This window comes from Staphylococcus sp. GDB20D11A (genome assembly GCF_016893255.1).
GTDB classification, from domain to species: Bacteria; Bacillota; Bacilli; order Staphylococcales; family Staphylococcaceae; genus Staphylococcus; species Staphylococcus aureus.
In genome coordinates this window covers 14,885-39,212 of sequence record NZ_JAFEPJ010000044.1, presented here as the reverse complement: position 1 = coordinate 39,212, position 24,328 = coordinate 14,885, and the positions used below count along the sequence as shown (strand labels likewise).

At 31.2% G+C, this 24,328-nt stretch carries 30 protein-coding genes; 8 read left to right on the top strand and 22 right to left on the bottom strand.

What is annotated here, in order from left to right:
• The 20 genes from JV528_RS14535 to JV528_RS14440 all read right to left on the bottom strand — a co-directional run.
• On the bottom strand, nt 1-586 hold a 586-nt coding region (locus JV528_RS14535), incomplete at its 3' end, for a hypothetical protein (RefSeq protein ID WP_239477197.1).
• Nucleotides 587-607: 21 nt separating this feature from the next.
• Nucleotides 608-1,933, bottom strand: coding sequence for an ArdC-like ssDNA-binding domain-containing protein (locus tag JV528_RS14530; protein ID WP_204254899.1), 1,326 nt, complete (start codon nt 1,931-1,933; stop codon nt 608-610).
• Nucleotides 1,930-2,493, bottom strand: a complete 564-nt coding sequence (locus JV528_RS14525; protein ID WP_204254898.1) for a hypothetical protein — start codon at nt 2,491-2,493, stop codon at nt 1,930-1,932. Before JV528_RS14525 ends, JV528_RS14530 begins: the two co-directional genes overlap by 4 nt.
• A gap of 2 nt (nt 2,494-2,495) precedes the next feature.
• The gene (locus JV528_RS14520; RefSeq protein ID WP_204254897.1) at nt 2,496-2,882 is read right to left on the bottom strand and encodes a hypothetical protein; all 387 of its coding nucleotides are present in this window, start codon (nt 2,880-2,882) and stop codon (nt 2,496-2,498) included.
• A gap of 9 nt (nt 2,883-2,891) precedes the next feature.
• Nucleotides 2,892-4,043, bottom strand: coding sequence for a MobP2 family relaxase (gene mobP2 / locus JV528_RS14515; RefSeq protein WP_239475525.1), 1,152 nt, complete (start codon nt 4,041-4,043; stop codon nt 2,892-2,894).
• 17 nt (nt 4,044-4,060) lie between these two features.
• Nucleotides 4,061-4,315: a hypothetical protein gene (locus JV528_RS14510; protein WP_204254896.1), complete on the bottom strand. Its 255-nt coding sequence runs from the start codon at nt 4,313-4,315 to the stop codon at nt 4,061-4,063.
• Between the two features lie 255 nt (nt 4,316-4,570).
• Nucleotides 4,571-5,416, bottom strand: coding sequence for a coiled-coil domain-containing protein (locus JV528_RS14505; RefSeq protein ID WP_204254895.1), 846 nt, complete (start codon nt 5,414-5,416; stop codon nt 4,571-4,573).
• A gap of 12 nt (nt 5,417-5,428) precedes the next feature.
• Nucleotides 5,429-6,040, bottom strand: a complete 612-nt coding sequence (locus JV528_RS14500; protein WP_204254894.1) for a hypothetical protein — start codon at nt 6,038-6,040, stop codon at nt 5,429-5,431.
• Nucleotides 6,041-6,058: 18 nt separating this feature from the next.
• A complete protein-coding gene (locus JV528_RS14495) occupies nt 6,059-7,165 on the bottom strand; it encodes a CHAP domain-containing protein (RefSeq protein ID WP_204254893.1) in 1,107 nt (368 codons plus the stop codon).
• Between the two features lie 2 nt (nt 7,166-7,167).
• Nucleotides 7,168-9,165: a VirB4 family type IV secretion system protein gene (locus JV528_RS14490; protein ID WP_204254892.1), complete on the bottom strand. Its 1,998-nt coding sequence runs from the start codon at nt 9,163-9,165 to the stop codon at nt 7,168-7,170.
• A 19-nt stretch (nt 9,166-9,184) separates the two neighbouring features.
• Nucleotides 9,185-9,970, bottom strand: coding sequence for a hypothetical protein (locus JV528_RS14485; protein ID WP_204254891.1), 786 nt, complete (start codon nt 9,968-9,970; stop codon nt 9,185-9,187).
• The gene (locus JV528_RS14480) at nt 9,924-10,289 is read right to left on the bottom strand and encodes a DUF5592 family protein (RefSeq protein WP_204254890.1); all 366 of its coding nucleotides are present in this window, start codon (nt 10,287-10,289) and stop codon (nt 9,924-9,926) included. The genes JV528_RS14485 and JV528_RS14480 overlap by 47 nt, the downstream gene beginning before the upstream one ends.
• A gap of 10 nt (nt 10,290-10,299) precedes the next feature.
• Nucleotides 10,300-12,156: a pLS20_p028 family conjugation system transmembrane protein gene (locus JV528_RS14475; RefSeq protein ID WP_204254889.1), complete on the bottom strand. Its 1,857-nt coding sequence runs from the start codon at nt 12,154-12,156 to the stop codon at nt 10,300-10,302.
• Nucleotides 12,157-12,161: 5 nt separating this feature from the next.
• Nucleotides 12,162-12,608 (bottom strand): hypothetical protein, encoded by a 447-nt coding sequence (locus JV528_RS14470; protein WP_204254888.1) that lies wholly within the window; start codon nt 12,606-12,608, stop codon nt 12,162-12,164.
• Nucleotides 12,605-15,382 carry a VirD4-like conjugal transfer protein, CD1115 family gene (locus JV528_RS14465; protein ID WP_204254887.1) on the bottom strand — a complete coding sequence of 926 codons (2,778 nt, stop codon included), beginning with the start codon at nt 15,380-15,382 and terminating at the stop codon, nt 12,605-12,607. The genes JV528_RS14470 and JV528_RS14465 overlap by 4 nt, the downstream gene beginning before the upstream one ends.
• A 14-nt stretch (nt 15,383-15,396) precedes the next feature.
• Nucleotides 15,397-15,840 carry a single-stranded DNA-binding protein gene (locus JV528_RS14460; RefSeq protein WP_204254886.1) on the bottom strand — a complete coding sequence of 148 codons (444 nt, stop codon included), beginning with the start codon at nt 15,838-15,840 and terminating at the stop codon, nt 15,397-15,399.
• Between the two features lie 14 nt (nt 15,841-15,854).
• Nucleotides 15,855-16,997: a hypothetical protein gene (locus tag JV528_RS14455; RefSeq protein ID WP_204254885.1), complete on the bottom strand. Its 1,143-nt coding sequence runs from the start codon at nt 16,995-16,997 to the stop codon at nt 15,855-15,857.
• A gap of 51 nt (nt 16,998-17,048) precedes the next feature.
• On the bottom strand, nt 17,049-17,345 hold the full coding sequence (locus JV528_RS14450; protein WP_204254884.1) for a hypothetical protein: 297 nt from the start codon (nt 17,343-17,345) through the stop codon (nt 17,049-17,051).
• A 3-nt stretch (nt 17,346-17,348) separates the two neighbouring features.
• A complete protein-coding gene (locus JV528_RS14445; protein WP_204254883.1) occupies nt 17,349-17,543 on the bottom strand; it encodes a hypothetical protein in 195 nt (64 codons plus the stop codon).
• Nucleotides 17,544-17,797: 254 nt separating this feature from the next.
• Nucleotides 17,798-18,121 carry a hypothetical protein gene (locus JV528_RS14440; protein ID WP_239477195.1) on the bottom strand — a complete coding sequence of 108 codons (324 nt, stop codon included), beginning with the start codon at nt 18,119-18,121 and terminating at the stop codon, nt 17,798-17,800.
• Nucleotides 18,122-18,503: 382 nt separating this feature from the next.
• Here JV528_RS14440 and JV528_RS14435 point away from each other — a divergent pair, with 382 nt between their 5' ends.
• Nucleotides 18,504-18,824: a hypothetical protein gene (locus tag JV528_RS14435; RefSeq protein WP_204254882.1), complete on the top strand. Its 321-nt coding sequence runs from the start codon at nt 18,504-18,506 to the stop codon at nt 18,822-18,824.
• A gap of 93 nt (nt 18,825-18,917) precedes the next feature.
• On the opposite strand, the gene JV528_RS14430 is transcribed toward JV528_RS14435, so the two are convergent.
• Both JV528_RS14430 and JV528_RS14425 read right to left on the bottom strand, forming a co-directional pair.
• On the bottom strand, nt 18,918-19,214 hold the full coding sequence (locus JV528_RS14430; RefSeq protein WP_204254881.1) for a hypothetical protein: 297 nt from the start codon (nt 19,212-19,214) through the stop codon (nt 18,918-18,920).
• Between the two features lie 43 nt (nt 19,215-19,257).
• A complete protein-coding gene (locus JV528_RS14425; protein WP_204254880.1) occupies nt 19,258-20,244 on the bottom strand; it encodes a replication initiator protein A in 987 nt (328 codons plus the stop codon).
• Between the two features lie 514 nt (nt 20,245-20,758).
• On the opposite strand from JV528_RS14425, the gene JV528_RS14420 reads away from it, so the two are divergent.
• The 7 genes from JV528_RS14420 to JV528_RS14390 all read left to right on the top strand — a co-directional run bounded on the left by JV528_RS14420 (nt 20,759) and on the right by JV528_RS14390 (nt 24,305).
• Nucleotides 20,759-21,619 (top strand): ParA family protein, encoded by an 861-nt coding sequence (locus JV528_RS14420; protein ID WP_260049521.1) that lies wholly within the window; start codon nt 20,759-20,761, stop codon nt 21,617-21,619.
• On the top strand, nt 21,619-21,840 hold the full coding sequence (locus JV528_RS14415) for a hypothetical protein (protein ID WP_204254879.1): 222 nt from the start codon (nt 21,619-21,621) through the stop codon (nt 21,838-21,840). Before JV528_RS14420 ends, JV528_RS14415 begins: the two co-directional genes overlap by 1 nt.
• 131 nt (nt 21,841-21,971) lie before the next feature.
• Nucleotides 21,972-22,922, top strand: coding sequence for a DUF1002 domain-containing protein (locus tag JV528_RS14410; RefSeq protein ID WP_204254878.1), 951 nt, complete (start codon nt 21,972-21,974; stop codon nt 22,920-22,922).
• A 119-nt stretch (nt 22,923-23,041) separates the two neighbouring features.
• Entirely contained in the window at nt 23,042-23,191 is a 150-nt protein-coding gene (locus JV528_RS14405; RefSeq protein ID WP_204254877.1) for a hypothetical protein, read from the top strand.
• Between the two features lie 33 nt (nt 23,192-23,224).
• On the top strand, nt 23,225-23,410 hold the full coding sequence (locus JV528_RS14400) for a hypothetical protein (protein ID WP_204254876.1): 186 nt from the start codon (nt 23,225-23,227) through the stop codon (nt 23,408-23,410).
• Between the two features lie 24 nt (nt 23,411-23,434).
• The gene (locus JV528_RS14395) at nt 23,435-23,674 is read left to right on the top strand and encodes a hypothetical protein (RefSeq protein ID WP_204254875.1); all 240 of its coding nucleotides are present in this window, start codon (nt 23,435-23,437) and stop codon (nt 23,672-23,674) included.
• Nucleotides 23,675-23,855: 181 nt separating this feature from the next.
• Nucleotides 23,856-24,305 carry an AP2/ERF family transcription factor gene (locus JV528_RS14390; protein WP_204254874.1) on the top strand — a complete coding sequence of 150 codons (450 nt, stop codon included), beginning with the start codon at nt 23,856-23,858 and terminating at the stop codon, nt 24,303-24,305.
• The last annotated feature ends 23 nt before the right edge of the window (nt 24,306-24,328 follow it).

Genomic DNA, 24,328 nt, shown 5'->3' with positions numbered 1-24,328 from the left:
CTATAGTTTCTGTCTTTTCTTTGTATATGATGTTTCCTGTTGATTTATCTAGCATGAAATCGTATCTATTCGGTGCCTCCACTACTTTTAAATATGACTCATGGGGTATAGTGACTTGATAAAGCTGATTTGCAACTTCAAGTTCTATTTTTCCATCTTCAAAGCTTGTGATTTCACATTTGTTTAATTGTGTTTCCATTGGCTCTGTATGTTCGATTTTAGCTATTTGAAAACGTTGATTAATATAGTTAAAGTTTTCTTTGTTTTGGTTTGATTTTTGATAAATGATATCTTCGTATTTTGAAAATGCGTAATCTTTTGTTTCAATATCTTCTACATTTTTCATTTGATTTTCTACTTCTCGTAAACCTTTAGTAGCCTTATCTAACTCATAAAAAGGCGAAATAACATTTGCTACACTCTCTTCAATCACTGCTTTGATGTTAGGATTTAGGTTTTCTTTTAAATGTTGTAAATCATTTCGTTCTCTTTCTGTCAGAGCTTCAACATTGAATAGCGGTTTATCCGAAAAAAATTCTTTCAATAAGTATGTTTGATAAATTTTACCCTGTTCATTTTGATTCATCATTTATAGCCTCCTTTATTTTTAGCGCTCTATCTGATTGTCAGAAGTATAAATATCAATCACTTTTTTGTTTTGCGCATGTTTAATAGACTGCGAGTCTTTCTCAATAGCTTTATCTACTTTAGATTTACAACTTGGATCTTGGGGTACAATATATGTTTTGACGTACTCATAAAAGGTTGGTTGTTCTAACATCGTTTGTTGAGGTGCATAGCTAAATGGTATACCTTGTATAATGTTTGTTTTGTTATTTTCTTGATGCGCTAACGTAGGTGTAAATTGACTATACATTTCTTTAGAAAAATAATTAGCGTCTTGTATGGTATATAGCTGATCGTTTCTAAGAAATGTATTGTTTTTGGTTCTATTTGGTTTGACCATAACTTCATTTGGACGTTTATTAACTTCTAAATAAATATCATTAGCGTCTTTATTGTTAATCGCTTTTATCATGTCACTAGATACTTTTTGAACATTTTTCATCAACATCATTTTATCTTCGCCAGACAAATTTTTTGCATATCCATAAATATACTGTATTGAATCATCTATATTATCTAATCCCATATAACTACCTACAATTAGCGCTGTCATTTCAGCTTGAAACTCTTCTTCTTTCATTCCCAAAGTTGTTGGTGTTTCAATTATTCTATCCTTTCCATGTAAAAGCGCATGACTTAATTCATGTATCATCGTTCTTGTGTTTTCTGCTTGTTCATTATCTTTATTTAAAACGATGTTTTTATCTCCAGTTGACGTTTCTGTATAGTATCCTCTTGCGCCTTGTATGCTATCCTCGCTTTCTTTTACGTCTATATTGTAAGCTTCAGCAATAGCGTTCAGGCTCTGCATTTTCTTATCATAGTCAGTTACTTCACCACGCAATTGTTGAATCATTTGAGGGTATTTATCCTCAGGCATGTCTGTTTGTCGAATATCAAATACATTGCCTTTTACAAAAACCAGTTGCTTATTTATTTTAATTTCGCCTTTCTTCATAAGTGCTTTCTCTTCTTTTGTTGCTTCCTTTATTGGCAAAACAGATTTTTTATTATCTATATCTCTTACAAAGGTTTTCCTTTCAGACGGTACAAGTATCTTTATAGCTTTTTCCCCCTTTTGTACTTGTGCGCCTAATGATTGCCACTTTTTATAAGGTGCTATTGCTTTTGCGCCTTTATATTGATTAGCAATCAATAATTGGTTTCTAGGGGAATAATTATAGAATTGAGAAAGAAAGCTTATATATTCTTTTACGCTGTCCGGAGAATAAAAAAATTCTTCCAATTTTTTTAAAGCTTGTTCTGAAGTTTCTTCAATAAAACGGTTTAACTCAGTCTTTTTCATTGTTCATCATCTCCAAACATCATATTCCCCAACTGTAAATCACCTTCATCAAAATCAGACATATCGTTCAAAATTATTTTATGAAATTCAGGGCTATATGAAAAATATACTTTGTCTATTTCATCTGTTACTTCCAAACTTTTTAACGTATCTTTAATAACTTGATAAACATCTTCTCTAATAAATAAAGTTAGCTGTTCATTATCTTCTGTTTCTATTTCTGCATAATGCTTTCCTTTAATGCTAAATAACTTGATAATTTCACAGGCTTTTGATGTTATCGGCATATCTTCAATGGCAAAAAAATAATCTTCGATATTGTCTATTTCACTTTGTTGTGTGACGTCATAATCATTGTCAATAATGATAATTCCTTTATCTGGATTTATAATAAAATTAAGCTCATTATCCTTGCTTAGTTTTTGATAACATTGTTCTAATTGTGCATCTGTAAGTCTGAAGTCATATTCAAACTCTTCTGTTTCTACCGTTATAATATTACCAACCAATTTTACAAAAGTTGCTGGTTCGGCATCACTAATTAAAAAATTATTTTCCACGCTTAACCCCTCCTATTTTTATTAGTCATCTTTCTAATTCTTTTTTCTTCTATTTGCTTTTCAACATCTTTTTTCGCACTTTCTAACCAACTTGTAGGTTCGCTATGTGCGCTTCTGTTTTCGTCAAAACCTTCTAAATATGCGGTAGTATTCGCAAATTCAACCAGTGTTTTAATATCCTTTGAATTTTGATTCATGATTAATGTTATTTTCTTCAGATTGCTTATTAACTCTGATGTTTCATCAAATTTTTCTTTCAACATTAGATATTCACTAATAATATATTCAATAGCTTCACCGCTATTTTTAAAGTCGTTTTCTCTTTGGATTTTTGTTAATAAATCCATATGCTTTTCTTCAATTCTTATGCGTTGTTGGATTTTAGACATATCATTTAACTACCTTTCTCTATATGATTGCTTATCAAATTCTTGATAGTATTGCTGTATATTTCTTTCTTTATCATAGTCACTGCGTAAGGCATATTTTGTTCTATATAGTGCTTGATTAAGACACTTTCCTATTTTTAATTTTGTTATAGTTGCATTCGGTTTTGAATGTGTTGATTGTTTCTTTACTTTCATTAAATCTTGATCTAATTCTTTGATGTTCTTTAATATTGTATTGCCCGAACGGGCATATAAATCTTTCATTTTTGTTTTTTCATATGAGCCATAATTAGAATTTTCACCGTAAGTTTCTTTGTATAAAATCGTTTGTCTTTTTAAATCATTTTTAAAAACATCAAAATCTTTACTATGATAATTTTTTATATAGATATCTGTTATTTTGTCTATTTCTGGTCTGATATGTTTCATAATATTATTGTTATAATGCCACTGATTCTTTGGGATATCTTCCAATAACTTATGCACTTTTTTTATTTGTTTTTTCATGGATTTGTCTTTATATTCTTCAGATTCATCACGGATACCTTTAACTATTCTTTCGCGTATAAATTCATTTATTTTTTGACGTTCTCCCTTTATATCAAAAAGCTCATTGGCAAAGGTAGATTTCATATGTTTTAGTGTTGCTGGCTTCCTTTTTCCCCGAGTACGTTTAATTACTTTTTCGACTGCTGCAACATGAACATGTATGTTATCCGTGTTATAGTGAATTGCGCCAGACCAAACTAAATTGTCTTCAAGCCCTTCTTTTTTTTCAAATCTTTTCATCATTTTTCGTGTGGCTTCTTTAATTCTTTGTTCATCTAAGTTATGTGTTTTTGAATCATAGATACCTACACTTTCTAATGCTGAATTGTCAAAACTTATAACATCTTTCCACATCAAACCTTTATTTTTTTGTGCATGGCTAAAATCATCTTTAATTTTATTTATTGCTTTTTTCGACATAAAGTTATCATATTCATTAAACATGTTTTGACTTTTTTCTTCGTCAAACATGTAGTGTGCATAAACATCATATTTAAAATCATCTTTATTATTTTGCGCTTCTCCACGTTTCATATAATTAACATAATTGCTATATTCATAAAATTCATTTGGTTGTTCAAACTGAGATACTGTTACAATCTTTGGCATCATTTCACCTACGCATTAACTTAATATTCTAAATCATTAATGATGTTATAAACTCTGTCTACTTTATCTGCTAACTCTTTTAAAACTTTTGTGTTTTGTGCTTGTTGGTGTGATTGTTCAGCATACAAATTTCTATAACATTCTAGCGGGTCAACCTTTTCTATTATATCTAATAAAAAATCGTTTCTTGATATATTTTTTTGTTTTGCCAATCGGTCAATCCTATCCAATGTTTCTATATTAACGTTCCTAATAAAAATATCTTTTGTGGGCATAATTTTGATAACCTCCTATAAAAAGTAGCTAAAAATCTATAAAACGCCTGTTACCCCGTAAGAGCATAAGGGGAATTTGCTATCATTGAACAATGATAGGTCTGGCAAAGCCAGACATTCCAAGAGTTTTAGGGTATTTCACAGTGATATCATAAAAACACCTATTGTCACAGTTTTGTGACACTATATATTGTGTTTGTCACAGTTTTGTGACACAACATGTAGATTTTGTCTTATTTTTGTGACACTTGTTTTTCAGCTTATTTTGTTTGTTGCTCTATATTTTTTATTCAACAAATCGATTTTTTCTTGTAGCTTTTTCTCAGCTTCTTCTACATTATTTATTTCATTTTCTTTCTCTTTTATTTCAGATTTTTTGGCTTCTATTTGATTGTTTGTTTCTTCTTTTTCATCTGAAATTTGATATGTTTTTTTAGCATCTAATAAATTAATATCTGTGTTCAATTCTTCTATTTTTTTCTTTAAATTCTCCTTTTCTTTTCCCTTAGTTTTTAAATTTTGTTTATTAATCTCAATATCATCTTTGATAAAAGATAACTGATAATCTTCTTTTGTTGGCAATGCTTTTTTCTGTTCTATTGATACATTTTTTTCATTACCAAATACTTTTAATATCTCCTCTTCATTATCAGAATCTTTATCCTTATTTAATATTTTGACTACTAAAACTTCAAAATTAGGTTTGATATCATATACTCTAATTGCTTGTTTGTTATCCATTTGGTTTATAATTTTATACTTACTTTCACTATCGGGCGTCGCGTTAGGTATTATTTTATATTGAACATTTTGAACAACATCTTTTCCTAATTCTTGTTTATATTCAATAACAAAATCCATTGTTTTTTTCTCTTTGTTCCATGTCCATTGATTAATTCTCACGCTTCCAGAAGTAGATGTATTTTGCCATTTTTTTATAGGCGTATGCACATTAGTTACTGGGTCTTCTGTAAAAAAACGACTACCTAAGATAAGTATAAATGAACCTACAACAAAGACAGTTAGCATATAGAATAGCCAACTGCCTTTGTTTCTTATAGAAGTTTTACCAGGTATAAAAGTTCTGAATAACTCTTTCAAAATACCACCTCTTTATTTATTTTCTTCTATTTTTTCTTCATCAAATTGTTTAAATTTGCTTACTTTCCAAATGTTATTACCTTCTTGTTTAAGCGTTAATTCCGAAGCAATTTTTCTTTTGTCTATACCGTCCGAACTTCCTTTTATAGCTTGAGTTAATGTCAAATACATATGATATTCTTTCTTTTCAGGAGAATATCTTTCATTATAAATTTTAACATCTTGTATATCTGTTTCGTATTTAATAGGGGAGCGTCTTGTTTCTCCAAAGTACTGATCAGCAAGTGATTTATCCATTAATTCTTTTGCTTTTTCATACCTTTTTTTATCATCTGTTTTAGTACTTGTCACATATAATACCTTCACAAATTCTTCTGCTTTCCCCCTAAGTTCTTCTTCTTCCTTAACAACGTTTTTATTATCCAGTCTCTCGATTAACTTTTGTTTTTCTTCATTATCTTTTTGTAAATTCTTAATAGTTTTGTTTTGAGTTTCTACAGTTTTATTCAATTCATTTTGACTTTGAAAAACAAAATAAACTATAAGTCCTATTAAGGATAACAATATAATTACAGAGCCAAACAGTTTGTTTTTTATATTCACATGCTTTCTATTTTTCGACATTTTTTCACCTCTAATATTCTAATATATAAATGTTTCATCACCGTCTAATTTGAAGGTTCTTTCTCCATAAGTAAAAGGAATAATGTTATATTCACTTACTCTTATTTCTCCGTTTTTCTTAACCTCTTCAACAAAAGCGATGTGTCCATATGGCGTTGAACCAAATGCTTTTGAATTGTATGGCCAAGATATCATAGCACCCACTTTAGGGGTTTTTCCTGTTTTATATCCTTGTGCTTTTGCTCTATCTGCCCAATCACCACCATTGCCAAAAGACAACTCCACAGGCAAACCTAATTCTTTTCTACGGTTATAGACATACCATGTACATTGGTGATAAGCATACGTGTTTGGTTCAAATGTTTTCTTTCCGTATTTTGGTAACTTCCCACCATGTTTTTCAATCACTTTCTTTAATTTTTCAATAGATTCTCCAGCTGGTATATCGTTGTCACAACTAACTGTTGCACCGCCTTTTTCTACTTCTCCTAATGATTTCATATTACTTTTTACTGTTGGAACCCAACGTGCATTCATGTTACTAGGATCATTTGCAGCACCCACAGGTGCATATTTAGGCCCTATTTTTTCAGGTGTTGTTAACCCTTTAGAGATGTATAAGTCATATAAATTTCTTGCGCCATCTTCTAATCCTTCTTCTATAGTTTTATAGGTTGAATCTTGAATTGATTTGTTACCCATTACAGATAGTGGGTTATTTTGCCTTGTCGCATTTGCACCTTTTCCCCATCCAGATTCAGAAGCTATAATCGCCATAAAAAGCGAAGGTGATATTTTATTCTTTTTAGCAATTTCAACAATTTTTTCTGACTTGCCTTCTAACGCTCCACCTTTAGCGTTTTTTTCAAACGTTTGTAACCCTCCTTCTTTAAGGTTACCTCCTACAACTTCACACCCTTTTGTCGATGCTGACGCTTGTTCCTGTTTGTTCTTTTCTACTTTAACTGCCGTTACAATTGTTCCAACAATAACTACTGTTAATAAAACAGAAAATAATACAGCACCCAATAATAGCCATACTTTCCATAAAGCAATATTCGCTTTATGCGCAATAAATTTTACGGCTTGTTTAGCTGCTCTTTTTGCTATCGTGCGCTTTTTCAAAGTTACGCACCTCCACCAAACAAGTCATTCTCTTCTTCGCTAATATCAATTTTAAATTTTACATTGTTGACACCCGCAATATTTAAAATAACTTCTCCTGTTCCCAACTGAGGGATTACACCTAACTCAGAATCGCTCAACTCTTGCGAAAATACATTACCTAATTTTTCAACATTTGAAGTGTCTTGTCGCATAATAAACCTATACGTTGTTTGAGAAAATAATGTCTTTACCTTCGCGACATTCTGTTCTTGTGAATCCTCTGGGATAAAGTCTTTGATATCTTGAGAAGCAAATATAAATCCAGCAAAATACTTTCTATCTTCTCTAATAAACTTCTCACATTTTTCAACTACAGGCGCATCTGTTTCACTCGCAGAAATTAGATTATGTGCTTCATCAAAAATCAATCTATACCTTACCGCATCCTCTAATTTTAATTCGCGTCTGTTATAAGCTTGGAATTGAGGAGAACCAAAGTAAACCATTTCATCAAACAACAAGTTCATTACATTAAATAATTGTGCCTTTTTAACCTCATCACCCATAGCATTTAATTGTCTAATAGAAAAGTTAATAATAGAGTACTGCTTAAAGTTTTCAATCGTTGTATGGCCATCAAACATTGCGCCATTAGATGAAATAATATCTTGAAGTGTTAACTCTATTGATTGATATTGCTTCAACCTATCCTCTGAAATATTTGGTCTCACATTTTTAAACGCTTGATCTTCATATACTAATTCGCGTAAGTACTGTAACAACTCTGAAAAAGTAGGGTAGTCTTCAGGATTTAAGTTAGTGATATTAGTTTGCTTATCAGGGTTAGCACTCCATAAGCCAATATCTTTATAAAATTGATCAATAACGATTCTGAAAAGCTGCTTATCTTTGGCTTTGGCATCTGGATTCATCAATCCATAAAATGTACTTAGTTTATGTTTATGCTGATTAAAAGACGTGACTTCATCAATTTCTTGAACGTTTTTACCTAAATCATCAACTTTTTCTCTTACAGCTACTGCGTTTACTTCTAGCGGATTTATCATGCCGTCTGTACCATCTAAAGATATGGTCTTCCCTCCTAGAACATCTACCAAATTTACAAATTCCCCTGTAGAATCAATGGTTCTCATTCTGTGACCTTGTATCGCCTCTTCTAATAATATCTTCTTAAGTGCGTGAGATTTCCCCGCACCTTTAGCGCCTACAAAAACACCATCATACGAGGTACGTCTACTGTCTTTATAGAACAAATCCAGCAGAATATTGCCTCCCGTATCCGATTCTCCAAAATACACGCCGTGTTCATCATTTAGTGATACTGAATGAAACGGCACACCTATTGCTATTGTTTGTGACGGTATATCTTTTTTTATTCTTGGTAGTATAGATTCTTGTTGTGTTAAGCTCATCGTAAGTGCCTGACTTTCAAATTTTTGTTCATTAAGATAAACAGTGCCTTTAAAGTCCATGGCATTGAGAAAAACAAAAATTTCATTTAGTTTTTCGTCGACTTCGTCTTTTGTCCTTCCACTCACATATAGCCTTATGACCACTTCTTTTATCGACTCTCCACCATTTCGAACGTTTCTTAATAATGTATTTAGTTCTTGATACGATTCTTCAGCTTCAGTTCTTGAAACAACATCTCTATCATTATGCATACGATCCAAATATTCTGTCATACCTGTTTTTAAATTGTTCTTGATTTCTTCTTTTGTTTTTGTCCTCATGTCCATTGAAATAATGGTATTATCCATAGTCATGATTTGTCCTAGCCAAAAATCTTCTACATCAGTTGGCGTCTCATATATAGTTATACAAGTTTCATATCCTGTGCCTTTTCTTACATAGAAGTCATTTTTAAAATTAACGCCTCCCCTTGGTTGTATCTGAGAGAGTAATTCAATATCAAATTCAGATTGTGATAATGTGGCGCTATCAATCGCCTTTTTCACTTTCCTTCGTTCTCTCCATCTGCTATACACACTGCTCATAGTAAAACCTCCTTCAGTATTACTTAATTTCTTCGCATTGATTATTTAATTTATAAAGTATTTTTATTTCTTGTTCCTTCGTCAATGTTTTAATTGGAAAACCTCTAGCCATTGACTTTTTATATGTTTGAATATTTACATTAAGTTCTTGTGCTGTTTTGCCAAATAACATTGCTAAAAAAGAGCGTTCCATTCTTGATGACTGTTCTAAATATTCCAGTTTTTTTATCCTCTGTTCTAAGAAGTACCTGTATATACCTACTTCTTCTTTCTCATATTTTCTGATTAAATGGCTTCTTTGCGTTTCTGTATCTATCGGCATATTTAACGCAATAATCTTATTGTCTTTGTTATAGGTTTTAAGCATGTTAAGAAGCACACCCATATCATATAATTGCTCATGTGAATTTCTGCTCATAATATCTTTTGGATTTACTTGAAAGAACTTCATATATGTGCCATCTCTAAGTACATATAGGCCTCCTGTACGCTCGTCTGTTCTTCTGACGATGTTTGATATATCCAAAAAGGTTTTCGACGCTCTATGAGGCTTAAAAAGCTTTATAGGCTTGTCTTTGTTTTTAACTATTTTTTTACGTGTCTTCTTTCTTTTAACTTTGGTTTCGTTAATATCTCCAAAAATAGAAGTTGAGCCATCTTTTTTGGAAGATGTTTCCGTCTTTTCTTCCTCAACAACCTTACCAAACAAAGAAGAAGCATCATCTTTTTCTGATGATGCCTCCTTAAATAAAGTTTTATTAGAGGAAGTCTTTGTAGTTTCTTGTGGCGTTTTGAACATTGCCATGATTTGTGACCTCCTTGTTTTTTTCAATCATTTGATATGGAATTTCTGCATAAACGTTTCTATCTTTTCTTACAGTAATCCAAAAAACCCTTAGACTTCTACGTTTAGGATTTGTTGCAAACGGACGTATTATTAAAGCCAATATGACAATAACTTGTAAGATATTCATATACAAAGTCGCACTTTCGGGTACAATCCGAATTGCCTGAAGAATATAACTCCCAACAAATACTATTAAAAACGTCATAACGTCTTTCATATAGAGCCAACGCGTAATTTTAGCTTCTACGTTTGTATTTTCTGGTATTCTATTGGACATCAAAGACCTCCTAACGTTTTGGTTTTATATTTTTAGGACTATTTTTATTAATAGGTTTATTCATCTGTGGTTTTGGTGTTGCTTTGTTTATATGTTTATTCGTTTGTACCGGCTTCACATTCTGTACATCTTTATAACTTTTTGGAGATGGGTTATTTTGGCTTGTGTTTTGTTGCTTTGAAAACCCATTGTCAGTGATTTTTCGTTGCGCTTTCGGCGCATTCATAGCGTTAGTATTGTATGAATTAGCTTTAGGTGTATTGGTATTAAGTTGATTAGTCTTTGGTGTGTTAGCTTTTTCTCCTTGTGCTCGTTTGATAACATCATTAAGCGTTTCTTTCTTGCGGCCTCCGTCTGGCGCTCTGTTTGCCCATAATTGCGAATGACTTTCGCCAACACCTTTGAATGTATTATTTCCGTAATTAGAATTTTTCATCTCTTCGTCAAGAGACTGTCTATTGCTGTTAGATTGACCGTTGTGGCTACTGTTAGATTCTGTGTTGTTTTGCCTATCGTTAACTTGACTATTGCTATCTATATTCTGATTATCTTTAACATTTTGTTGCTTGTCTGTATTTTGATTATTCGATGACTTATTGAGTTGTTCCAACTTAGACTGTTGTTCCTTATTGTTATTTTCAACGTCGTTTGTTTTTGATTTAGAAAAGTCATCTCTCACTGCCTTAATCATGCTACTTGTTCCACTAGCCGTATTTGCTGCTAGCGCAGTTGCCGCCTTACCCATTCCATACATACCAGCCATTGTGTAAAACGGTGATCTAAGACCCGCATCATAACCAAATTTACGCTCAATGGATTTTGGACCATCTATCATAAACCATGTCGCAGCAATCAGTCCTACCAACCATATACCTGTCGGCTTGTCATTTAAGAAACTAACAACTTCTTTGTATAAGAACAAACAGAAGAAAATCATAATAATACTTACAAAGCCATTTAAAATATCGATAATTGTTGATTTAAGGCGTTCCCCTTGTAGTGCATGTGAAAAGAAAATAGCTAAAATTTTGTTTACTATTATCTCTAATGCGATACTTGCGACACGTAATGCAGCTAAAAAGTGACCCAAAGCTAAACAAATAAGCCCCACAGCAGCAGTAAACCACTTCACATGAAAACGATAATATTTTTCGTCACCTAGGCCAAACCAGTTTTTGTCCAAATCTTCAACTTTTTGTCGACCTGCTTCATCGACGACTAACTTTTTCTTAAGTATCTCTTTAGACTCTTTCTTTTTAACTTCTTTTTCCTCTAATTCTTGATTAATATTGATATGCTTAATTGTACTTGCATTAAGGTTGTTATATTTTTGATTGTTTCTTGTCGTTTTAACATCTGGAAACCCTTTTTCTGCCATCAACTGGACATCTACAATACTTTTAGCAAGCATCGAAGAACCCACTTTAGTACCGTCTGTTTGTTTTTTACTATCTGGATCAAAATTTTCTATAGCTTTACTTGCTTCTTTTGTTAATTCAGATCCTTTTTGTAAACCTATATTCACACTACCTAAAAACAAAACTGCAACAACCAATGTAGCAAAAATATCAGCTTTATTAATTGGCCTTCCTAACATTAATTTGATACCTATATAAATGATGGCTAGCGCCAATACGGAAATTAATACTGGTTTTGCTTCAAGAATTAATTTACTAATACTGTCTTGTGTAAGTAATCCAAAAAGCGTCAAAACTTGAATAGTAAGATTTGAAACTAAATCAGTAATCCAAACAAGAAAATGCAAGAAGTACCAACCTATCGAGCGTAACATGTTAGGTACAATTTCAGACATTTGTAAAACATCTTGATATTTTTCTAATACCTTCTGTGTTGCACCATCTCTCATCTTAACTACCTCTTTTCTATTTCTTCAATGAACTTATTTAATTTTGCAACTGCCATCTCAATGTTAGACGTGTCTTTCACTGCTAAATCTTGATAATCCATATCATCTATTTTCTTGCCTTTTTTTGCGAAATATAATTGTGAAGTATCACCTAAAAACTCCCCATTCTCATTCCAATCTTTTTGATGCTTATCGTTGTTGACATTGTAAATTGTGTAATAAATTTTAATACCTTTTTCTTCTGCCACTTTTTCTAGAATCTTTTTAGAATTATAAATATGTTCGTCGCCGGCCCTACTCAAGTCACTAATTGCGATAATATATTCATTCTTAGGATTTTTTAATTTATCATGTGCTTCCTTAGGTGATATTTCTTCTATTCCAGATTTTGAACAACCCGACAAAAGCAATATCACGCTTAGAAAAAACACAAATCCAACTATATTTTTCATGTTGTCTTTGCCTCCTTGATCAATTTTTGAATCATTTCAATACGCTTAGTCTTTTCTTCTTCTTTTACCTCGTTATCTGCTAAGACCAGCTCTTCTAATTTTTTCTGTGTTATGGTATTAACATTTTTACCTTGTTCTGCATATGTTCTTAAGTACCTTTCAAAACGTCTTGTAATTTTGTCAAAAACAACGTCGCCTACCTTTTCTTTCAAGGTTTCTAAACGTTTAACTCGTACCGCAACATTGCCTTCTTCATTGCTTTTTTTGTATTGATTAATGTCATTAACGTTCTTATTTTCTTCTTGTTCCTTTTGGTTATCTATCCCTTCTTGCATTTCTTCAATAAGTTTATCCCAGTCAACTAATGTCGCTTCAAGTTGTAAATGCCTATGCTCGCATCGCGCTTTTAACATAGGTCTAAAATGGATAATGCTTTGGCTTGTATCCATTAAATCTGATAAGTACTGATAACGATATTTCATTGCATACTTGCCGTCGTTGAAAATTGGATAAGACATTACTTTGTTTCGTTTTTTATCTTGTCGTTTCAAGTTTCTAACAACGACTGTCTCACCTTCTTGTAAGCGCGCTAATTCATCTGGTCGTAGTAACGGTCTTTCTTCTTGATTCTCAGTAATGCTTGACTTGATTGCACCTGTTTCACCTGAACGACTATGCACTGTGATTTGTTGACTTCCAATCATTGCGCTAAAATCTTTTAATGTCTGTTCTTGTGTAGCCATGATATACACCTTATTTTGACAAGCGTCCATAATCGCATCATATGCATCACCGTATTTATCTTTAAATTGAGAAAATGCTTGAACAAAGAAATTAAAACGTAATCCTCTTGAAAGAGAAACGTTCACTTTTTGAGATAAATTTGGAATCGGAGGCATGTTACCTGCTTCATCAAGGTGGAAAATAACGCGTCGATACGTTGATTGATTTTCCGTATATAGCTGAGAATTTTTCGAAATCTCAAAAACAATTTGGTTAACGAGTATAGACGCTATACCATGGTTGGCATTGTTATAATCTGGTACAACCATAAATACTGCTATTGGTTTTGGAAAACTATTAAACTTTCTTATCGTAATATCTGAGTTATCCAATTCACCTTTTTGATTAAATGTGACTAGTCCTTTATCATCTATGCGTTCTACATAAAAATAACTTGTGATAACTTGGTTATTTTCATCTTTCTCTATTGTTTCTATTCTATCCCCAATTTTGAGTACTGTTTTGAACGGATATTGCCAATACCCATATTCATTTACACCTATTTGAATGCCTTCTACTTCCTCATATTCAATGCCGTTTTCACCATCTCTTAAAACTTGTACACCCAATTCAAATGTACTATCTTTGGTTGCGTAACCATCAATAATACTTGGAAATCCTAATTTATTAATATCAAAAGAGGTGTGACTTGTTAATTTGGCTATGGTGTCAGTTGTAAATGGTTGTAATGCCTTTAAGGCCGTACCAATGATAGATGAACGCATTTTATCTGGTGCAGCTTGAACTGTCGCATATTGCGTTTTAGCTGGACTATGGCTAGGGAACCTTTCCATATATTCATCTAATGCCGAAACCTCAATTAATTGAACTTTATTGCCAATGTTAATTTCTTTATAAAACTTTTTTGTACTTAATGTTTGTAACATATTAGACACACTATAAAGCGTAACTTTTTCTGGATTCTTGGGTAAGGTTTCTTCACATAGCGCAAGTATCATAGCGTTAATCAATGCACCAGCCATTAAGTTCCATTCGTTGTCCTCTACACCTTCGTTATTGGTTAACGTATATGTAATTTGTTTTGTCATCTCTTGCGCTTCTCCCAAATCGCCTTTCATATATTCATCAATAACTTGTTGCAGGGGGTTGAAGCTCATTGTTGATTCCATAGGTTGGTCCAAATTAAATATCTCAACTTGGTACCCTCTATTTTCCAACGTTTTATACGAAGCAGAAAAAAGTTCTCCCTTCATGTCATTCACAATTAATGATGGTTGTTCTGAAGATCTTGAATAGTTTTCTATCATTGACAAAACAACAATTTCACCCTTACCAGAACGAGATGTACCCACAATCAAATTATTGGTTGGTGACTCATCAATAAATGTAAATTCACGCTTTAAGAAAAATGTAGTAGCGAATTCTTTATTCATTTTTCCTAATTTATCTTTTCGTAATGCTGCTTTTTCATCAGCTGTCAAATCAGTAATTCCATTGATTTCTCTGATAGCAGCTTTTCTTTGCTCTAAATATTGCTTCGTTTTAGTCACAAAGTCATATACACCGAACATTGCGACAGGCAAACCACCTTCACCTTCAAATGCATGTTCTCTTTGTGGTATAGCTTTATACTGTTGCGTAATTTCCTTTCGTGTAGCAAATCGCCCTGACGCTTTTTCGTTATTATTTAGTGATTTGAAACGCTGTCTAAATTGATATACTTTTTTTCCGAAGAAAAAAAAGACGAGCGCCCAAATCGGTATATACAACAACAGCGCATCTGAACGAAAGCTAAATATATAATCCGTATATTTCGTGTTCAGTTGCTTCATATTTGTGAAAACATCATAATTTCCAAAAAACACTGTCATTAGGACGTTAATCAAAAAATTTGCAACCGTAGTAGCCAACAACATCATTATTAATAATATGCTTATTAATATTAATGGGTGCGCAAGCAAATGTTTATTTTGAGAAAAAGATAACTTTTTCCTTCTATAGCCGTGTTTGTCTTTTGAACCAAACATCATTATAAAATCACCTCTTAAAATGGCAAATCTTCAGTAACAAAGCCTTTTGCTTTCTGGAAGGTTGTGTTATTTTCATTCACTTCTGTATTTTGTTTATCGTCAGATGTTAAGTCATCTAAATTTTCTTTGTCATGCTCTATTTCATTTTCTGATTCTTCTACTTTTTTATTGCTAAGATACACAATACGATTAGCAATAAGGTTCATATAATACTTATCAACACCATCAACACTTTTTTTATTCGTACTTACATAACCTTCCACATAGACCATGTCACCTTTTTGATTATATTTCACTAAGTTTTCTGCCGTTTTATCAAAAGCCGTTATGTTTAAAAAGTCAGTGCCATATGCATTATTTACTGCTAGTGCGAAGTTGCATCTTGCTTGCATATTCTCTTTAGTTGTTAGTTCTAAGTCTCTAGCAATACGTCCTATAAATTTAAACTCATTTAGCATTGTTTCACCTCTGTTTATTTAAGTTCTTTTTTGAATTTTTCCAAATTCTCGTTTGCTTCTTTAAGCGCTTTTTCTTTATTTTCAATGTCAGATTTCTTTTCTTTTTTATCTTTCGCTTTCTTTAAATCTTCTTCTTTGTTCTTAACGGCTTCTTCTAGCCCTTTCAAGCGTTTGTTTTGTGCCTCTGCAATTATTTTTGTAACTTCTTTGTCTTCTGTTGTTGCTGCTAGTTCTTTTGCCTTATTTAAATTATCTGTCTCTATATACGCTTTTACCAGTTGTTTTTTTCTATTGTTTGTTTTATCTATACCTTGACTATAGTTAATGGCATCAGAAAATTTATTCTGGTGTATAGCTAAATCAAATTTCCCATTATTAGTTGGATATTTCTTGTTAAATTCTTCTAAGGCACTATAATAATCTCGGCTAATTAAATACGCTTCTACAAATTTTGCGTCAGACAACTTAACCGCCTTATCGTACTCTTCTTTTTGAGCTAATAGTTGCGCATATATTTGTTTGTCTTTTTTTGTTAATGTCTCTTGGTCTAATTTAGCAAAGTTAGCAATGGCTTTTTCTTCTTCTCCCAAAAGGGCTTGTTGGTATATTTCTTCTTTTGTCGCAGTGTCAGATACACCTTTTTTGTTCGGATCTGTAACAACAAGCATATATACTAACAAAACCACAAAAACTATCAGTCCCAAAAACATTAAACCACGCTTGCCCTTTAACTTTTCAAGTATTTCTTTTTTCTTAGTTGTATTTTTAGTATTTTGTCTTTGGTATTGAAATTTTGTATTATCTGCATTGTTTTTCTTTTTATTCATAGCAACCTTTTTGTCACGATATGACTTACCAACTTTCTGTAGATCAACTAAGTACTGTCGCTTCAGACTTTTCAACTCATCTGTATCAGGTGTTGCTGATTTAAGCAATGTATAAATTTGTTGTTGTATGTTACTATAACCGTTATTTACTTTGTATGTTGACTCTAAAATGTCCTCATACGTTTGTTCATCATACATTACATACTCGAATTTATCTGGTGTTTCTGGAAACTTTCCTGCTTCCATATCTTCTGTATAGGACATCATTTCTTCCAATGAAAAATCACTTTGATTTTTTATGTGAAAGGATTTAGTTTTTATTCTCAACAAGTTTTATCTCTCCTTTAAAAAAGAAAACGAACAAATCGTTAATTTGTCCGTTTACATAAAAATTATTTGTAATGTATCTATAACTGCAAACTTAGTTTCTGTCGCTGATGGAAATATTCCGCTGACATTAACTATTTTTTTAAATGAACGTGCATAAACAAGCGCCCCACCAGATAATACGGCACCAATTATCGCACCTATCAACGTTCTCTTTGCCCATCGTACACCAGTATCACCAAACATCATTACAGCACCCGAAACAAATATCGAAAGTGCTAATAATGTAATGATAAGTGGTTGAGCGTCGTTAATAAGGGCTACAATTTTTTCGTTAAGTCCATTAAACATGTCTTACTCCTCCCACGTTGTATTATTTTTATTTTCAGAATAATAACGTAAGGCTTCCATAACAACATCGGTATTTTCTGACAAATAATTTTGATATTGGTTATACAGCCATTCGTTATGTGTTTCTCCCTTTACTTTCATTATTTCTGTCACTTGCTTTTTTAATTGATTTAAATCATTTTGTGTAATTTTTGACATAATAATTTATCCTTTCTTTTACTCAAAAAATAAAAACTTAGGTAAAACACCTTATCCTTTTTCAGGTTTTGTTTTATACTAAAAAAGGACTTTTATTTAAAGTCCTCGTAAAAATATTATTTCAGCTCTTTGATAATTACATATATGTGCCTGTAGGCTATCTAACACCAATTTAATTATTCTGTCCTTATCAGACAGTTGATAAATTATGCGCTAAGTAAAATTTCACTCTTATTAAAATTAACAAATACCTATCAAACACTTTTGCTTATACTAATATTTTTAACACTTTTTAGCTCTTGAGTTATTTTTTTACGGTAAGCAATCAACCCGTAATTGTCGTTAAATACTGTTTTAGTTTTATAAATAACTTCTGACAAATGACGTAGTGTTTTTCTCTCGTTTATATCCAAACGTTTATGATCAATTCTTTGACAACGCATACCTTTGATTCGATAAGTTTTACCATCAAACGTACGTATTTCATCAGCCAAAAAGTAAAAGGCTATAAAATCAAAACGTTTATTTTTATTATAACAAAGCATAAAAACACCTCCATGAGTAAAAGTTAGTATCATTATGTAGTATCTCTTGATGTTGTGTTTGAAATATATAAATTATCAAATATGGGTTCGGCTTGTCAGCACTTTTCACTGCCCGACCCTTGCGGTTCTTTCGTCTTCCCGCTCGCGCTATTCAGGCTGTATTTGTTTCATCTGGTTCATCGGGACTTCCCCTCCCAGTTTATACACAAAACAGTGTTTAATTAGAATAGTTTAATAAGAATGAAATTCACAGGTTTAGGATTACCCGTTTAACCAATAGCCGTATACCTTATCTGTATTGAATTCCTTATAATACAGGGGCACGCATATGTAATTATCAAAGTACACGTAACCATTAATGGTTACTCTAATTATAGCATTACTTAATCTTTTAAGCAAGGAGTTATGATAAAAAATGCAAAAATATCCACGTGTTTTTAGGATCAAATCTAATACAAAACAGTTAATAAAAATAACGAGTGCAATAAACGATCTGAATAATTCAGATTTTGTTGAAAAAATCATTCAAGAAACCGATTTAAGCAATATTGATTTTAGCAGTTACGATGATTACGGTAAAAAAAACTATAATACTATACAAGCAACTTATACAATTAGTTCTTCAAGTAATGAAAAAATAGAGACGGCAGCCCAAAAACACGGATTAACAAGATCACAAGTGCTTAATTTATTTTTATCAAAATATTTAAATATCCCAATAGACCACAGAGATTAAATGTGTAACAATTTCAAATGTTCCACATTTTTATTTTACTATATTTCTTTTTAATCCGAAATATTTTTTAATATATTTACACCCTAAATTATTTTAATGTTTTCTATCAGACAATGAAGATGCTATTGCCATTATAACTACAATCATAAACACTATTTTGATTGTAGTTATAATGATGATAAAAAGTATTTTGACAACCGGAATAAAATAACCTCTAAATAGCATCATGTATACACTCCATATAGCAAATACAGGCATAAAAACATATCCCCAGAAATAGCCTGTTAAATTAAGTAAAGCAGCTAAAACATACAAGAAAACGAGCATTAAAATGACAAAACCTTTGAAATTTTCTTTTGTCATTCCGCCTACATAGTTTATATTTCGCATATTTACCCCTCCTTTCATTTTTACAAAAAGTATATTTGTAATACTAATCAATTTGGCTAAAAATACTCCAAGAACTATTTTTAAAATTCTTTTTTCGCATATTTAAAGAATGTAATTCTTCAAGTTCCATTTTTATACATTTCATCAAATAACCTTGCATCCTTTCTATACTTTCGTTCTTTATGTAAACTTTTGATTTAAAGCGTTTTAGCACATTTACAAGGTCATAATCAATATCTTCTAGCATATAAGTTGTGTTGTGTTCGGTATTAAAGGATTTCTTTGCTTTTAAAATAATTTCTTTAACTATTTTGAGTTCTCTATAAGAAAAATTATTAAGGTATTGTTTTGATTGTTCAGGAAATTCTTGAAGTTCTGTGAATTTTAAAGCTTCTTCATCAAAATTTAGTGAATCATGATTTGTATGATTTGTATGTGTATTTTTTTTATTACTCTTTATATTATTATCACGCATATCATTCATATCATTAATATCAGTATAATTAATATCAGTATAATTAATATCAGTATAATTAGGGTCTAATTTTTGGGACTCTGGACTCCCATTTTTTTGGACTCTGGACTCCCATTTTTTTGGACTCCGGACTCCCAAAAAATGGGAGTCCGCATCATCGCTGTTTTTTTGCTCATTTAAACTAGCATTTTGTATTTCTTTTTCAACACTTATGTTTGTTTCAATTTCGTGTAGGTATAGTTTATTTGGTTGATTAAATCCAACTCTTACTTGCTCTAATAAACCAACTTCTTGTAGTTCTTTTTTTATTTTAGTTATTGTATTTTTACTTTTTCCTAAGACTTTTTGTAGATTTTCATTTGTGAAAATAAAATATATATCTCCGTTATCATCAATCCAGTTATTTTTAATGGATAAACTAACTCTATCATTGAGAATTGCATAAGCGACTTTGGCGCTATCACTTAATTTTTTATATTTTTCATTAACAAACAATGCTTTATGTAGCATATAAAAATTTTGACTAGCTTGATTTTTAATATTTTTTCTAGGCATGATAAAAACCTCTTTCTTCTAACATAGAAAAAAGTACAAACCGGTAGCTGCTTACCGACTTGTACTTTAAAAGAGTTTTTATACTTTACTCATGTGCTCATCTCTATTATACTATTGGTAATAACCTCTTTAGTTTAAGAGGATGATTTTTTTACATTACACTAATATAATAGATTTAGGGCACCTTAAAGTGTTTAGCCGATAGTCTCGATATCGGTTAGACGGTTAGATATTGTTTTGCCGGCAATATCTGACGCTAGGTGTCTTATTTCTACGTTCTTTAATTTTATTAACTATATACTAACACTATTTGAAAGAAATGCAAACGCTTTTAGTAAGGTGGTTTGCATTTTTAGTTTTCTTAATCTGATAAGAACTATTTTTGTTAATTATATAATCAATCTATTCACTAATCAAGTATACTTGTTTTTTAGTTTAATAATAAAGTAGTATACTTGTTTAATTGTAAACTGTGTGATAAAATATAATCATCAACTAAAAAGAGGTGATTGTAGTGGATTCGTTAAAAGACTTTTGGGAAACTAGTGATAAGGAGACCGAATTATTAGATAAAGTTAAAAATAAAGATGAAGCTGTTGTTTTGACGATAAATATGTTTAAAGGAGGAGTTGGTAAATCGACGCTCTCTAATCTTATTGGATATGTATCCGATAGATATGATTTGAAGATTTTATTCATAGATACCGATCCGCAAAGAACTTTAACTAAAAAGTTGAGCAAAAATTTTAGCACCCAGAAAGAAGCGAAGTTAAGTTTTATGGAAGGAATTAAAAAAGGATCGCTAAATGAGTCTATATCATCATTAAGTAATAATATAGATATTGTTAAAGGTGATTGGGATTTAGCTTGGTTTGACAGGTTTTCCAGAAGATCATTAAATGTTAAAGATGAGTTTTATCTTTATCGAAGTTTGATAGAAAATTTAAAAAAAGAATATGATTTTATATTCTTTGATTCTGTACCGACAACGACATCATTAACTCATAATTGTATAGTTGCTAGTGATTATGTGATAATACCCGTCGAATCAGAAGAAGATTGTTATGATAATTCTATGGATTACATGTTTTATCTGTCTCAAATGAAGCGATATAATAGTAAATTAGATGTATTAGGTATACTAATTTATTTGACTGAAGACAATAATAAAACAAACAATCTATACGAAAAGAAATATCGTGATGAATATAATGATATTGTTTTCCATAATGTAGTAAAGAGGTCAAAACGTGTTATGACTTGGGGTTCGCAAGGAATATCTGAAAACAAGCCATATGATAAAAAAACTTTGAAGAAATATAAAAATATATTCTGGGAATTGTTAGATAGATTAGAAGAAAGAGGTGCTTTTTAATGACTAGTAATTTAGATCAATATAATGAAAAAAAAGAGCGAGGCAATGAAATAAAAAGGACACCGTTTGATAGCAACATTAAAAAGAAAGATGATTTTAAATTAGTTAAAATAGATCCACAAATTCATGGAGAATTAAAATTAGCAGCGTTGAAGGATAATACAACAATGCAAAAAATGGCTGATTTGGCAATCAAGAAATATTTATCCGAAAGAAACTAATCTACTACTAAACTAATATACAAGTTTAGTAGTAGATTAGTATACTAAAATAAAAGTATACTAATCTGCCAGTATACAGTGTATATGGATAAATTGGTAAGGTTAACTATGACATTGAGGAGGATATTAAAATGAACAAGAAATTAATAGCAACTGGAACAATTGCGTCTATTTTATTGTTAAACACTGGTGGTATAGCATTTGCAGATAGTAACAAGCTTAATGAAGATATCTTCATTAAAGGTGCAGACTTGAACAGTCAACAGCTGGAAGAAACTAAGAAGAAGCTTGATGTTAATGATGATTATAAAGAAATTTCTATAACAACTAATGATGTTGCTAAATATACTGGAAATAACAATTTAAGCTTCATTCATTCTAGTGCAACTATCACACCAAAGAAGTTTAAAAAGGGCGTAACAGTTGATATAGAAACGCCAGAAAACATCACTAGAATTACAAAAGAGCAGTATACAAATGCGGCAATTACAGCAGGTATACAAGATTCTGAAATCAAAGTTGCTTCGATCGATAAAGTAACAGGCGAGGGAGCTTTAACAGGTATATATAAGGCTTATGAAGAAAATGGCAATAGTTTAAATAAAGATGATGTACAAAACGCTAATAAAGAAATGAATGACCTAGCTTCAATTAGTGAGCAGAACAAAGGACAAAAAGGTTATTCAGATGAGGCATTAAATAATGCTATTGCTGAAATGAAGAAAGAAATAGCGAGTGAAAAGCAAGACGGAAAGCATTTAACTCATGAAGATATTAATAAGATTGTTAATGATGTTCTTAAAGAGAACGGCTTGAATAAGATTTTAAGTGATAATCAAATTAATGTGGTTAATAATATCATGGTTAATGTTTCTAATTCAGAAATATTAAACAAAGACCCTAAAGCATATGAAAAACAAGCAAAAGATTTAGCAAGCAATATTAAAGACAAAGCAGGAAATTTACTTGATAAGGCTAAAGAACTAAATACAGAAGAAAACCGTAACTTCTTACAGAGGATATGGGACGCTATTGTTGAGTTATTTAAAAAAATCATTAATTGGCTTTTATCATGGTTTTAGTGGATAGAAAATAAAAAGCCGTAGACTTCTGGGGGAAGCTACGACTCAAGCATTTATAAAAATACTACAAAGATAATCATAATTTATAAATGCTAAATAATCAATAGGAGGCATTTATTATGAGTAAAGAAACATTGATTGATCTTATAGATATGATGATTGGATTAACTGAAATTGAAAGAAAAAGATTGTCAGAAATGGAAATGCGAAAAGTAGAAATACGTTACAAAATGGCATTAACAGAAAAAACAGATGAAATGATTGGGTAAGTATTTAATTAAATAGGAAAAGGAGTGAATTTTATGTGTGAAAATAAACATAATAATGTAGTTGGGATATCTAGTAAGGGAAAATTATTTTTTAATCCACATAGTAAGAGTGTAATGAAAAAAGATATGTTAATCATTGGAACAAAAGGCGAGGGAAAAGAAATAAAATATGATAAAAATGGTAATAGATATGTAAATGGGAAGTTAAACAATCACTAAAAATAAAGTTTGAGGTAATAACTAATGACGGTATTAAAAGGTATATATTATTTACTAGTAATAATCTTTTTAGGATCACTGTTAATATTTGGATTTGTAGATATTTTCGGAAGTGCTATCAGTGAGGTTTTTTCTGGACTTAGAAATGAAATGACTGCTCTTTCTTTAAAATATCCAGTAGCTTGGCATATAAGCTTGTTTATATTTAGTATTATTTTATTAATAATCGGTTTAAAAATGCTTTTTTCAACGACTCGACCATAGAAGAAATTATGTTTAATGCTATTTAATTGATAAAAATGGAGGTTTTACTGTGAATGATTTTATATATTTAATATCAGTAATATTGCTATATATTATTGTTTTATCAACAATGTACTTCATAGGGTTTGCCATGTTAGATGTACTAGGGATTTAGTTTTAATAAATATCAAGGTGGAATAACGTGAAAAAAATATATATAGAAAATATTGATGATTATATCCTTGTCGATGATAAAGATTTTGAACGTGTGAAGTATTATAAGTGGCATAAATCATACGCTCATGAGACACATCGATTTTTAGCTCAAATATTAGGAAAAAAAACGGCACTGCCAGCATTTATACTTAACAATCAATATGCCTTTCAAAAGGTTAAAAATTATGATTTCACTAGGGGGAATCTAGGTGCAGACAAACATTCTTTTAGATATCGAGAGCCCCAAAAGAATAGTAGCTCAATCTATAAAGGCGTGTCTTATGACAGTAAACATAACAAATGGGTGGCTAGTATCTTTGCAGAGGGAGAGAAAAAATATCTAGGTAGATTTGTAGATGAAAAAGAATGTGCAAAAGCTTATAACAATGCCGTTCTGAAATATTGGGACGGAGACGGCTATTTGAATGACGTGTAAAAAAGGAGCTGTTAACAAATGAG